This is a genomic window from Trinickia sp. (assembly GCF_057351765.1).
In genome coordinates, this window is sequence record NZ_JBMRBK010000071.1 from 109,667 (window position 1) to 121,645 (window position 11,979).

At 65.0% G+C, this 11,979-nt stretch carries 8 protein-coding genes; 3 read left to right on the forward strand and 5 right to left on the reverse strand.

The window, feature by feature from the left end; translation table 11 throughout:
- Window positions 1-27 precede the first annotated feature (27 nt).
- On the reverse strand, window positions 28-4,044 hold the full coding sequence (locus ACO1XS_RS19500) for a DUF3683 domain-containing protein (protein ID WP_486391452.1): 4,017 nt from the start codon (window positions 4,042-4,044) through the stop codon (window positions 28-30).
- Window positions 4,045-4,503: 459 nt separating this feature from the next.
- Here ACO1XS_RS19500 and ilvA point away from each other — a divergent pair, with 459 nt between their 5' ends.
- Both ilvA and queF read left to right on the forward strand, forming a co-directional pair.
- Window positions 4,504-6,033 (forward strand): threonine ammonia-lyase, biosynthetic, encoded by a 1,530-nt coding sequence (ilvA, locus tag ACO1XS_RS19505; protein WP_331569627.1) that lies wholly within the window; start codon window positions 4,504-4,506, stop codon window positions 6,031-6,033.
- Window positions 6,034-6,074: 41 nt separating this feature from the next.
- On the forward strand, window positions 6,075-6,899 hold the full coding sequence (gene queF, locus ACO1XS_RS19510) for an NADPH-dependent 7-cyano-7-deazaguanine reductase QueF (RefSeq protein ID WP_486391453.1): 825 nt from the start codon (window positions 6,075-6,077) through the stop codon (window positions 6,897-6,899).
- A gap of 37 nt (window positions 6,900-6,936) precedes the next feature.
- Here queF and ACO1XS_RS19515 read toward each other — a convergent pair whose 3' ends face one another.
- Both ACO1XS_RS19515 and ACO1XS_RS19520 read right to left on the reverse strand, forming a co-directional pair.
- Window positions 6,937-8,421 carry an N-acyl-D-amino-acid deacylase family protein gene (locus ACO1XS_RS19515; RefSeq protein ID WP_486391454.1) on the reverse strand — a complete coding sequence of 495 codons (1,485 nt, stop codon included), beginning with the start codon at window positions 8,419-8,421 and terminating at the stop codon, window positions 6,937-6,939.
- 10 nt (window positions 8,422-8,431) lie between these two features.
- Window positions 8,432-8,623: a hypothetical protein gene (locus tag ACO1XS_RS19520; protein WP_331569633.1), complete on the reverse strand. Its 192-nt coding sequence runs from the start codon at window positions 8,621-8,623 to the stop codon at window positions 8,432-8,434.
- On the opposite strand from ACO1XS_RS19520, the gene ACO1XS_RS19525 reads away from it, so the two are divergent.
- Window positions 8,622-9,896, forward strand: a complete 1,275-nt coding sequence (locus ACO1XS_RS19525) for an amino acid deaminase (protein WP_331569635.1) — start codon at window positions 8,622-8,624, stop codon at window positions 9,894-9,896. The two genes, ACO1XS_RS19520 and ACO1XS_RS19525, sit on opposite strands and share 2 nt — an antisense overlap.
- Here the strand turns inward: ACO1XS_RS19525 and ACO1XS_RS19530 are convergent.
- Both ACO1XS_RS19530 and ACO1XS_RS19535 read right to left on the reverse strand, forming a co-directional pair.
- On the reverse strand, window positions 9,860-10,330 hold the full coding sequence (locus tag ACO1XS_RS19530) for a MarR family winged helix-turn-helix transcriptional regulator (protein ID WP_331569637.1): 471 nt from the start codon (window positions 10,328-10,330) through the stop codon (window positions 9,860-9,862). The two genes, ACO1XS_RS19525 and ACO1XS_RS19530, sit on opposite strands and share 37 nt — an antisense overlap.
- Window positions 10,331-10,355: 25 nt before the next feature.
- Complete coding sequence (locus ACO1XS_RS19535) at window positions 10,356-11,951, reverse strand: MFS transporter (RefSeq protein WP_331569639.1); 1,596 nt, start codon at window positions 11,949-11,951, stop codon at window positions 10,356-10,358.
- Window positions 11,952-11,979 lie beyond the last annotated feature (28 nt).

Here is an 11,979-nt window from a genome sequence, read left to right on the forward strand (position 1 = left end):
CACCGATCGAGCCGGCGATGGCCGCTATTACACCAGCACGCGCTCGATCCCGCCATCGTTGGCCTGGCGCACGTAGTTCACCATCCAGTCCTCGCCGAGCGTGCGCCGCGCGATTTCGACGACGATGTAGTCAGCCTCGATGTCGGCATCCTCGTTGTAGCGCTTCAGCCCTTGCAGGCAGGAAGGACAGCTCGTGAGAATCTTGACGTTGGTTTCGCCGTTCGCAGCGGCCCCGGCGTTCGCATCGACGATCGGCAGCGCGCGCAATTTGGCCGCACCCTTTCTGATCTCCTCTTCCTTGCGAAAGCGCACTTGCGTGGAGATGTCGGGGCGGCTCACGGCGAACGTGCCCGATTCGCCGCAGCAGCGGTCGTTCTTCTCGATTTTGTACCCGTCCTTCTCGGCGCCCATCAGCTCGTTGACGAGCTTGACCGGATCCATCGTCTTGATCGGCGTATGGCAGGGATCGTGGTACATGTACCGCGTGCCCTTCACGCCGTCGAGCTTCATGCCCTTTTCCAATAGGAATTCGTGGATGTCGATGATCCGGCAGCCCGGGAAGATCTTCTCGAATTCATAGCCGGCCAGTTGGTCGTAGCAGGTGCCGCACGAGACGACCACGGTCTTGATGTCGAGATAGTTCAATGTGTTCGCCACCCGGTGAAACAGCACGCGGTTGTCGGTCACGATCTTCTCGGCCTTGTCGTACTGCCCAGCACCGCGCTGCGGATAACCGCAGCATAGATAGCCTGGCGGCAGCACCGTCTGCACGCCCGCCTCCCACAGCATCGCCTGCGTCGCGAGGCCGACTTGCGAGAACAGGCGCTCGGAGCCGCAGCCCGGGAAGTAGAACACCGCTTCCGAATCGACCGTCGTCGTCTTCGGATTGCGAATGATCGGCACGATCTTGTTGTCTTCGATGTCGAGCAGCGCGCGCGCCGTCTTCTTCGGCAGATCGCCCGGCATCTTCTTGTTGATGAAATGGATCACCTGCTCGACGACAGGCGGCTTGCCCGTCGTCGCCGGCGGATGCGCGGTCTGTTTTCTCGCGAACTGCTTGAGCAGGTCGTTGCCGAGCCGCTGCGCCTTGTAGCCGACGCCCATCATCGCCGTGCGCGCCAGATTGATCGTGCGCGGGTTCGTCGCGTTCAGGAAGAACATGCCCGCGGTCGTGCCCGGGTTGAACTTCTTCTTGCCCATCTTGCGTAGAAGGTTGCGCATGTTCATCGACACGTCGCCGAAGTCGATCTTCACCGGACACGGCGTCACGCACTTGTGGCAGACGGTGCAATGGTCCGCGACATCGTTGAACTCGTCCCAATGCTTGATCGACACGCCGCGACGCGTCTGCTCTTCGTAGAGAAACGCCTCGATCAGCAGCGACGTCGCGAGAATCTTGTTGCGCGGGCTGTAGAGCAGGTTTGCCCGCGGCACGTGGGTCGCGCACACCGGCTTGCACTTGCCGCAGCGCAGACAGTCCTTCACGGAATCGGCGATCGCGCCGATGTCGGACTGCTGCATGATGAGCGACTCGTAACCCATGAGGCCGAAGCTCGGCGTGTAGGCGTTGCGCAAGTCCGCCCCAGGCAGCAGCTTGCCTTTGTTGAAACGGCCTTGCGGGTCGATCCGCTCCTTGTAGGCGCGGAATTCGGCAATCTCGTCATCGGTCAGGAATTCGAGCTTGGTGATGCCGATGCCGTGTTCGCCCGAAATCACGCCGTCGAGCGAGCGCGCGAGCTTCATGATGCGCTCGACCGCCGCGTGCGCATCCTGCAGCATCGCGTAGTTGTCCGAGTTCACCGGAATATTCGTATGCACGTTGCCATCGCCGGCGTGCATATGGAGCGCGACGAAGACACGGCCGCGCAGCACCTGCTTATGGATGGCCTGCGCCTCTTCGAGGATCGGCTTGAACTCTCCGCCGTTGAAGATCTGCCTCAGCTCGGCGCGGATTTCCTGCTTCCACGACACGCGCACCGTGCGATCCTGCGTCACGTCAAAGACCGTTGCATCGGGCTGGCCATCGACGCGGTCGGCGAACTTCTCGGCAAGCCCCTCGTAGCCTAGCTGCACGAGCGTATGCTGCGCCTCGCGAAGCGGCATATCGAGGTTCTCGCGCAGGAAGACCCAGCGCGCACGCACATGCGCGAGCAATGCCAGCGCCTGCTGGACACGGTCTTCGAGCAACTCCGCGCTCGGAATCTCGTTGGCATCGTCGCTTTTGCCGAGCGGCAGCTTTCCGGCCTTGAAAAACGCTTCGAGCGCATCGACGAGCTGCAGCTTGTTCTTGATCGACAGCTCGATGTTGATCCGCTCGATGCCGTCCGTGTATTCGCCCATGCGATCGAGCGGGATCACCACGTCTTCGTTGATCTTGAACGCGTTCGTATGCTTGGCGATCGCCGCCGTGCGGCTGCGGTCGAGCCAAAAACGCTTGCGCGCCTCGGCGCTCACGGCCACGAACCCCTCGCCGCTCTTGCCGTTGGCCATGCGCACCACTTCGGAGGTGGCCGAGGCCACGGCGTCGGCATCGTCACCGACGATGTCGCCGATCAATACCATCTTCGGGAACGCATTGCGCTTCGATTTGGTCGCGTAACCGACCGCGCGCAAATAGCGTTCGTCCAGATGCTCGAGCCCCGCCAGGATCGCGCCGCCGCGCTTCGCCGTCTCGAACAGATAGTTCTTGATTTCGACGATGCTCGGTATCGCCTCACGCGCCTGGCCGAAAAATTCGAGGCAGACCGTGCGCGTGTGCGCGGGCATCTTGTGCAGCACCCAGCGCGCCGACGTGATGAGGCCGTCGCAACCCTCCTTTTGCACGCCGGGCAACCCGGACAGGAACTTATCGGTGACGTCCTTGCCGAGCCCTTCCTTGCGAAAGCGTCGGCCTTCGATCGCCAACGTTTCCGTACGCAAAAAGCGCTCGCCCGGAGCGTGCTCGCCGTCGAACCACTTCAGCTCGAAGCGCGCCATGTCGGCATCGTGGATCTTGCCGAGGTTGTGGCCGAGCCGCGTCACTTCGAGCCAGTTGCCCTCCGGATCGACCATGCGCCACCAGGCGAGATTGTCGAGCGCGGTGCCCCAGAGCACGGCCTTCTTGCCGCCCGCATTCATCGCGATGTTGCCGCCGATGCAGGAGGCGTCGAGCGAAGTCGGATCCACCGCGAAAACATAGCCGCCGGCCTCGGCCGCTTCCGTGACGCGACGCGTGACGACGCCCGCGCCCGAGAAGATGGTCGGCACCTTGAGTGCGAGCCCGGGGAGTTCCGTGAGCTCGATTGCGCCCAGCTGCTCGAGCTTTTCCGTATTGATGACGGCCGCAAACGGCGTGAGGGGCACGGCTCCGCCCGTATAGCCGGTGCCGCCGCCGCGCGGGATCACCGTCAGGCCCAGTTCGAAGCACGCCTTCACGAGACGCGCGATTTCCTGCTCGGTGTCCGGCGTGAGCACGACGAACGGATATTCGACGCGCCAGTCGGTCGCATCGGTCACGTGCGAGACACGCGACAAGCCGTCGAAGCGGATGTTGTCTTTCTGCGTGCAGCGTCCGAGCACCTTCAGCGCACGGCGGCGCAACTCGGCGAGCGCCGCGAATTCGCCGGCAAACGCGTCCACCGCGCGGCGCGCGGCAGCGACCAATGTTTCCACGCGCGCGGCCCGCTCGCGTCCCGCGTCGTCGCGATGCTCGGCGAGATCGGCGTGCCGCCGCTTCTCGATTTCATTGAGCCGATGCTCGAGCGCCTCGATGAGCAGCGTGCGGCGCCTCGGATTGTCGAGCAGATCGTCTTGCAGATACGGATTGCGGCGCACGACCCAGATGTCGCCCAGCACTTCGTAGAGCATGCGGGCCGAGCGGCCGGTGCGGCGCTCGTTGCGCAGCTCGTCGAGGATGCTCCAGGCTTCGGTGCCAAGCAGCCGGATGACGATTTCGCGATCGGAAAACGACGTGTAGTTGTAGGGAATCTCGCGCAGCCGCGGTTCGGGATCGGCGGCCAATGCGGCGGGGGCGCCGTGCGGGTCGAATACTTGTGGTGCGTTCATGGTCGGACGGATCGATGGGCCGGCTTGCGCATCGGATCGATTACGCAAACGGCGGCGCGCGTCACGCGCAATGTTTGGAAACTGGGCTTCAAGGCGGTTGGCCGCCGCTCGATGCGGCGCCGGCAAGCCTTCACGGGCAGAGGCTCATGCGTGACGCGATCGCGCGTGACGGACATACTTCTCCGCCGCGGGACGCGCTTCTCGCGGAGCGGGGATCAAGTGGGCGGTCCGAGGCTGCCAGCGCATTTTCCGGTCCTGGTCTCAAACTAGGATTCTACCGCATGAAACGGGCCGCTGCTCGTGTCGGCCGGCGCCGCCGGGCGCCGCGCCACGCATTGCTCGACCGACCGGACGGCCGGCAGATGACGGGGCGCCGAGAGCCGAAAACACCGCCGTTGGCGCTATCATTGACTATTTCCGCCTCTGCCGGCACTGCAAGCGCTTTGCGCGCACCGTCCCATGACCTCCTCGTCCCACGATTACCTCAAAAAAATCCTCACGGCCCGCGTCTACGACGTTGCGCGCGAAACGGAACTCGAACCCGCGCGCAATCTCTCGGCGCGCTTGGCGAACCGCGTCTATCTGAAGCGCGAGGACAACCAGCCGGTCTTTTCGTTCAAGCTGCGCGGCGCCTACAACAAGATGGTCCATATTCCGACCGACGCGATCGCGCGCGGCGTCATTACGGCCTCGGCCGGCAACCATGCGCAAGGCGTGGCCTACTCGGCCGCGCGCCTCGGCGTGAAGGCCGTCATCGTCGTGCCGGTGACGACGCCGCAGGTGAAGGTCGACGCGGTCCGCGCCCACGGGGGCCCGACCGTCGAGGTGGTGCAAACCGGCGAATCGTATAGCGATGCCTACGCGCATGCGCTCGAGCTGCAGGAAGCGCGCGGACTGACGTTCGTCCATCCGTTCGACGACCCGTATGTGATCGCAGGCCAGGGCACGATCGCGATGGAAATCCTGAGCCAGCACCAGGCACCCATTCATGCGATTTTCGTGCCGATCGGCGGCGGCGGCCTCGCGGCCGGTGTGGCGGCCTATGTCAAAGCCGTACGCCCCGAAATCAAGGTGATCGGCGTGCAGACCGAGGATTCGTGCGCCATGGCGCAGTCGATCAAGGCGTCCGAGCGCGTCACGCTCGCCGAAGTCGGGCTCTTTTCGGACGGCACCGCCGTCAAGCTCGTCGGAACGGAGACGTTCCGGATGTGCCGCGAGTATCTCGACGACGTTCTCATCGTGAACACCGACGCGCTTTGCGCCGCCATCAAAGACGTCTTCCAGGATACCCGCAGCCTGCTCGAGCCGGCTGGCGCGCTCGCCGTTGCCGGCGCCAAGCAATATGCCGAGCGCACCGGCATCGAAAACGAAACGCTCGTCGCCGTCACGTCGGGCGCGAACATGAACTTCGACCGTATGCGTTTCGTCGCCGAGCGTGCCGAAGTCGGCGAGGCGCGCGAAGCCGTCTTCGCCGTCACGATTCCCGAAGAACGCGGCAGCTTCAAGCGCTTTTGCGAACTCGTCGGCGAGCGCAGCGTCACCGAATTCAACTACCGCATCGCCGACGCGAGCGCAGCTCATATCTTCGTCGGCGTGCAAATCAAGAGCCGCGACGAATCGGCCGCCATTGCACGCGCGTTCGAGGCGCACGGCTTCGCCACCGTCGACCTGACCAGCGACGAGCTCTCGAAGCAGCACATCCGCTATATGGTGGGTGGGCGCTCGCCGCTCGCGCACGACGAGCGCCTCTTTCGCTTCGAGTTCCCGGAGCGCCCGGGCGCATTGATGCGTTTTTTGTCGTCGATGGCGCCGGACTGGAACATCAGCCTTTTCCACTACCGGAACCAGGGCGCGGACTACAGCTCGATCCTGGTCGGCATCCAGGTACCCGTTGCGGACAACGAGGCGTTCGTGCGCTTTTTGTCGACGCTCGGGTATCCGTATTGGGACGAGAGTAGCAACCCCGTTTATCGCCTGTTTCTGGCCTGAGCGCGCTTTCGCGTGCCGGGCACCGCGTATCGAGCATCGTCATGACTCCCGACCAATCGCCGCTGGGCAAACCGGCCGCCTATACCGAACAATACGATTCGTCGCTGTTGTTTCCGATCGCTCGCGCGCTCGCGCGCGAGGCGATCGGCATCGGCGCGCAGTTGCCGTTTTTCGGCACGGACATCTGGAACGCGTACGAGCTTTCGTGGCTCAACGCGCGCGGCAAGCCGCAGATCGCCATCGCGACGTTCCTCGTGCCGGCCGAATCGCCGAACATCGTCGAATCGAAGTCGTTCAAGCTCTATCTGGGATCGTTCGCGCAAACCCGCATCGAGTCCGCCGATGCGCTGCGCGACATGCTCAAGCGCGACGTTTCGGCGGCCTGCGGCGCGAGCGTGTCCGTGCGTCTCGCCACACCGGCGGAGTTCCACAAACTCGCGATGGACGAACTCGAGGGGCTCTCGCTGGACAGGCTCGATCTCGAAGCCGACGTCTATCATCCCGAGCCCGCGCTGCTGACGGCGGCGCATGGCGAAGCGCCGGTCGAAGAGACGCTCGTCTCGAATCTGCTGAAATCGAATTGCCCCGTCACGGGCCAGCCGGACTGGGGCAGCCTCCAGATTCATTACGTCGGACCTCAGATCGATCACGCCGGGCTCTTGCGCTACATCATCTCGTATCGCAATCACACGGGGTTTCACGAGCAGTGCGTCGAGCGCATCTTCGTCGACATCGTGCGCGAATGCCGGCCCGTCAAGCTCGCCGTCTATGCGCGCTACACGCGCCGCGGCGGGCTCGACATCAATCCGTTTCGCACCAACTACAACCAGCCGATGCCGGACAATGCGCGCACTGCGCGCCAGTGACGCGCGCGGCGCTTGAAAGGCCTGCGGCGCGCGGCGCTTAGAAGGCCTGCGGCGCGTCGTCGCCGGTCGCCCGCGGACCACGTGCGACGAAGCAGCCGGCCCGCTCCCCGGTCGGCTCGCCGCCACGATAGCTCGCAACGCCGTTGACCCAGACGGCATCGATACCGACGGCAGCCTGCTGCGGACGCTCGAACGTCGCCGCATCGAGCACGCGCGCGGGATCGAACAACACGAGATCGGCGTGCGCGCCGCGCCGCACCTCGCCGCGCCCCTCCAGGCCGAAGCGCCGAGCCGGAAGACCGGTCATCTTGCGAACGGCCTCCTCGAGCGGCAGCAGCTGCTCGTCGCGCGCGTAATGGCCGAGCACGCGCGGAAATGCGCCCCATAGACGCGGATGCGGCAGCGGATCGTTCGGCAACCCGTCCGAGCCGATCATCGTCGCGGGATGCGACAGAATCCGGCGTACGTCGTCCTCCGACATGTTGTGATACACGGCGCCCGCCGGTTGCAGGCGCGCAGCCGCTTCCCGTTCGCTGACGCCCCATTCGCGCGCGATTGCCGACACGCGCTTGCCCGCCTGCTCCGGATGCGGCGTCGACCACGTCACCGTGATCTCGATATCGCCCGTCACCTGCGCGAGGTCGAGCGTCGTGGAGCTGCGATCGTAGGGATAGCAGTCGCAACCGATCGACTGCAAGCGCCGTGCGGAGTCGAACGAAGCGAGGACTTCTTTGCTGCGGCCCCAGTTGCGCGGGCCCGCGCATTTCAGGTGCGAGATGACCACCGGCACGCGCGCATGCCGGCCGATGCGGCAGGCTTCGTCGAATGCCTCGAGGATCGCGTCGAACTCGCTGCGCATATGCGTCGTATAGATCGCGCCGGCCGCCGCGAGCGGCTCGGCGAGCGCCATCACCTCTTCGGTCGGGGCCGCATTGGCCGATCCATACGCAAGCCCCGAACTCAGGCCGAGTGCGCCATGCGCAAGCGCTTCTTCGAGCTGCGCGCGCATCGCCGCGAGCTCTTCTTGCGTGGCGGCGCGATCGAGCCGGTCCATGTGATTGTTGCGCAGCGCGGTATGACCGACCAGCGCCGCGACATTGACCGCCGGCCGCGCCGCATCGACGGCGGCGCGGTAGGCCGCGAAACTCGGATAGCAAAAGGCGTCGGCGCCGCCGAGCAGATTCATCGGGTCCGGCGGATCGCCCGCGAGCGTGACGGGCGAAGCGCTGATGCCGCAATTGCCGACGATCACCGTCGTCACGCCCTGCGTCAGCTTGGGCAGCATCTGCGGCGAGCGGATCGCGTGGATGTCGTCGTGCGTGTGCACGTCGATGAAACCGGGCGCCAGTGCGCGCCCTTCGGCCTCGACGAACTCCTCGGCAACCCAGTTCGACAGGTTGCCGATCGCGGCGACGCGGCCGTCGCGCACGGCCACGTCGCGCTCGACGGGCGGGTTGCCGGTGCCGTCGTAAAGCATCGCGCCGAGGATCAGCGTATCTGCGGCTTCTGGATGGGAATGCATGAACGAGCTCCTACGGCGGATGCGGCGCCGGCAGGGACACGGGCGCGCCATGCGCACGATCGTACTCGACCATTACGCCCGATGCACGCAATGCGCCCTTTTCCGCTGGCGGATCGCCGGCCGGCCTCGTACCATCGTCGTCTGAGCGGCGTGCCTCGAGCCATGCCAGCGCCGCGTTCGAACGCTCCACCAGGATCGCCATGAAAATCGCCTACCAAACCGCCACGATCGACCCTTACGGCAAAGGGCTGGGCTCCGTGCCGAGCGCCAGCGTGCCGCTGAACCAGGCCGTCAACCTCGAGTGGAATCTGTTGGCCGAGGACGTGAGCCTGCCCGCGGCGGTGTTGCGCGCCGACCGCATGGAGCACAACCTCAGATGGATGCAGGCCTTCATGGCCGAGTACGGCGTGAAGCTCGCGCCGCACGGCAAAACGACGATGGCGCCGCAGCTCTTTCGCCGCCAGCTCGCGGCGGGCGCCTGGGGCATTACGCTCGCCACCGCGCACCAGACGCGCGCGGCCTATGCGGCCGGTGTGCAGCGCGTGCTGATGGCGAACCAGCTGGTCGGACGACGCAACATGGCCATGATCGCCGAGCTGTTGACCGATCCGGATTTCGAGTTTTTCTGCCTCGTCGATTCAGCTGACGGTGTCGATCAGTTGGGCGCGTTCTTTCGTTCCGTGCGCAAGCCGCTCCCGGTGCTGCTGGAGCTGGGCATACCCCGCGGACGTACGGGCGTGCGTGACGACGCACAGCGCGACGCCGTATTGTCCGCGCTCGAGCGCAACGCCGACACGGTCAAGCTCGCGGGCGTCGAACTCTACGAGGGCATTCTTGCCGACGAGCAGGCCGTGCGCGCGTTCTTGCGCCGAGCGCTCGATACCACCCGCCTGCTCGCGGCGCAAGGACGGTTCGCCCGCACGCCGGCCATTCTCTCGGGCGCGGGCTCCGCATGGTACGACGTCGTGGCCGAAGAATTCGCCCACGAATCGGCCAGCGGGCGCGTCGAAGTGGTGTTGCGCCCCGGCTGCTATCTGACGCACGATGCCGGCGTCTACGCGAAAGCCCAGGCGGGTGTACTCGCGCGCAACCCGATCGCCCGCAAAATGGGGGAAGCGTTGCTGCCCGCGCTGCAACTGTGGGCCTACGTGCAATCGATTCCCGAACCGGATCGCGCGATCGTCGGCTTCGGCAAACGCGATACGGCGTTCGATGCGGGCGCCCCCGTTGCCGCGCGCCACTACCGTCCGGGAACACAGGCGCCGCGCGATATCGCGCCCGAGGAAGGCTTCGAAGTCACGAACATGATGGATCAGCATGCCTACCTGCGCATTGCGCCGGGTACCGACCTCAAAGTGGGCGACATGCTTGCATTCGACATCTCGCATCCGTGCCTGACGTTCGACAAATGGCGGCAAATCCTCGTCGTCGATGCCGACTATCGTGTGACGGAGGTCGTGGAGACCTGCTTCTGAGCCGGTTCGACGGTTTGCGCGATGCGCGTTTCGAGCTGGCACAGCGCTGACGACAATGCGGCCCGCGCATCGGCCGGTAGTGCTCCCATCGTCTCGCGCAAGAACGCGTTGCGCCGCGGCAGGCTCTCTTCGACGGCGGCGGCGCCCGCGCGCGTCAGCACGACGTTGGTGATACGGTTGTCGCGCGTATCGGTGCTGCGCGCCACCCAGCCGAGCAGTTCGAGCGCCTTCAACTGCCGCGTGAGCGCGCCCGGATCGATACGGAGTTGCTCGACGAGCCGCTTTTGCGACCACTCCCCCTCGTCCGAAGCCAGCGCGCGCAAGATGCGCCAGCGCGTCATCGGATGCCCGACTTGCGCTTCGAACGCGGACATGAATGCGCGGTAGGTCCGCCCGAATTGCTGGACGGTGGCGACGTAATCGTGTTCTTCCATGGAGCGTGGTGGCTGACTTCCAAATTCATTCTGCGGCGGGCACCGGCTCGGCGGCCCTCGTGATCTTGATGCGCGGCACGCGCCGGCACTGCCAGATCGAAAATACGGCGACCACCATTGCGACGGCGATGCCGGCATGGATGGCCGCGACGAGTGCCTCGCGCGAAGCTTCGATCAACGCGGCGCCGTCGAAGCCTCGAACGGCCAGCTCTCGCGCGAGCGCGCGCTGAGCATCGATATTCACGAGGATCTGCGGATCGCGAAATCGGGCGATCCATGCCGTGGCACGGTCCGTCGCAAGCGCGTCGCGCACGCCATGCTCGTACATCCGCGTGACGAGCGTCCCCGTAAACGCGGTGCCGATCATACCCCCGATCATGCGCAACGACTGCAAAAGCGCCGTCGCGATTCCGAGATGCTCGCGGCCCGCGGTCTGTTGCGCGAACACCGTCAGATTCGGCAGCACGAAGCCCAGGCCGAGCCCGCCGGCCATCATGAATGCCATCAGGACTGCGTGCGGCATGGTGCGCGTGGCGAGCACAGTGCCCGAACACGCCAGCGCAACGAGCGTGAAGCCGACGTAGAGCATCGTATTCGGATTGCGAACGCGCGTGACGATCCGCCCATTCACGATGCTGCCGATCGTGATGAACACGACCAACGGCGTGACGACGAGGCCGGCATCGCGCGGCGAAAGGCCGAAGCCGCCTTGCAGCAATAGCGGCGCATAGAACAGCAGCGAAAACATCGAAAAACCGCCGAGCACCGAAAGCGAGAACAGTGCGGCCAGCGAGCGATTGCGAAACATGTCGAGCGGAAGGATGGGTTGGGCGTTCGAGCGTTCCCACTTCAGCAGGCCAAACGCGCAGCCGAGGCCGACCACGGCCAGCGCAACGACGCTCGGCGTGAATCCGTCGTGCGCGACCCATTCGACGAAAAGCTGCAGCGCGCTGAGCGCCACGGCGATCAAAAGCGCCCCGACCCAGTCGAGCCGTACGCGCACGGTATGCGCGATATGCCGGAGATGCGGCAGATAACGCCACACGAAGACGAGCGAGAGCAACCCGACGGGCAGATTCACGAAGAATGCCCACCGCCATCCCCAGTACTGCGTGAGAAAACCACCGAGCGAAGGACCGATGGCATTCGCAATGCCGAAGGCCGAACTCATCATGACCTGCCAGCGCAGGCGCACGACCGAATCGGGGAAAAGATCGGCGATACAGGCGAACGCGGTGCCGACGAGCATGCCGCCGCCAATGCCCTGCAGCCCCCGCGCGAGCACGAGGAACAGCATGCTGTTGGCCGCGCCGCATAGCGCCGACGCGCCGGTGAAAAGCGCGATCGATACGAGGACGAAAGGCTTGCGCCCGTAATAGTCGCCGAGCCGGCCGAAGATCGGGACGGTAATGACCGAGGTGAGCAGATACGACGTGGCCACCCACGCGTAGAGCTCGAAGCCTTTGAGTTCGGCCACGATGGTAGGCAAAGCCGTGCCGACCACTGTCTGATCGAACGCGACGAGCATTGTCACGAAAGAGATGCCGAGCATCGCGAGCAGCGACTCACGAAACGGCAGTACCTGCGCACGTGAATGTTGAGCGGCGGTATGGACAGCCATTTTTTGTCGATACAATCGTTGATCCGTC